Source organism: Clostridium brassicae, assembly GCF_026738875.1.
Taxonomy (GTDB): domain Bacteria; phylum Bacillota; class Clostridia; order Clostridiales; family Clostridiaceae; genus Clostridium_H; species Clostridium_H brassicae.
Genome location: NZ_JAPQFJ010000061.1, coordinates 1 through 1,270 on the forward strand (window position 1 = coordinate 1; position 1,270 = coordinate 1,270).

Annotated in this window: 1 protein-coding gene; it reads left to right on the forward strand. The window is 29.3% G+C overall.

Going from position 1 to position 1,270, the window contains the following annotated elements; translation table 11 throughout:
* Positions 1 to 101: 101 nt before the first annotated feature.
* Positions 102 to 1,270: transposase (locus OW729_RS19340; protein ID WP_268063160.1), on the forward strand; the 1,169-nt coding region annotated here is incomplete at its 3' end.

Sequence of the window (1,270 nt, forward strand, 5' to 3'; positions counted from 1 at the left end):
GTTTCCATATTATAGTTTCCAAAAAATAAATAGTGGATAATACCAAGCCTTGAAGTATAATTTTCTTGCTACAGAAAAATTAAGAAAGGCGGTATTATCCTATGAATAATTTTACCTTTACTCAAGACAACTGTAAAGAAGAAACTACTTCCACTTGGTTAATTGCAGTATTACAATTTGGTTTAAAAATTAATCTATTTAAACCATTTGAAGGCTTTAAGCTTAAGATGAAGAAAGTAAAATATTCCGTATATCAAAAACTTATTATTATTATGATGTCTATAGCAAGTGGCTGTGAAACAACTAAAGACATCAATGAAAAGCTTGGTGTAGAAAAACTAGCCCTAAATATGTTTGATATGGATAAAGCACCAGATCAATCACAAATTAATGAATTAATTAGACGATTTGATTCTGACAGCATATATCAACTGCAAGATATTCATCATCATATTTTTATGAATCATAGCAACTCAATCCACTCTCGTACGAGAGTAGTCGTAGACTGTGATCAAACAGGTTTAATTGCTAATGGCAAAACTTTCGAGTTAGCAACAAAAGGATATTTTGCTAAGAAAAAGAATCAACAGGGATATCATCTAGCTGCCGCTTTTACAGGAGAACATTCTGAAACAATAGCGCTATCTTTAGATTCTGGTGATACTCATTGTAATGAACAATATAGCGACTTACTAAACTCTATATTATCTAAATATAAGGAACAACTTTATAATGGCGACTTAATTTTAAGAACTGATAGTGGCTTTGGTTCATCAAACAATATTGAAAAATTACTTTCAATTCCTAAGTTAAAGTTTATTACAAAAGGGTATTCTACTATAACTGCTAGAAATATTGCAAAAAATATACATTACTCTGAATATACTCAAGCCGATAAGGCTGCATGGGTTTATGAACTTCCTGAAAATAATGGTGTTAGAAATATTATTGTTCAGACGTTATCTCCAAAAGGAAATTTAAAATATTCTTTACTCATAACTAACATAAGTAGTAAAGAAATGAGTGCAGTAGAAATATTTCATTTTTATAACAAACGTCAAACAATAGAAGCTTTCTTTAAAATGGCTAAAAATATATACCATATAAAAAATCTTAGAACCTCAAAGTTTTACGGCATATATGGATTTTTATGGCTAGTATTTATAACACACAACCTCATAAGTTGGTTTAAATCTACAGTTTTGTATGGAACAGAACTTGAAAATATAGGGATAAGAGTTTTAGTTAAAAGCATTGGTAATATAAAAGG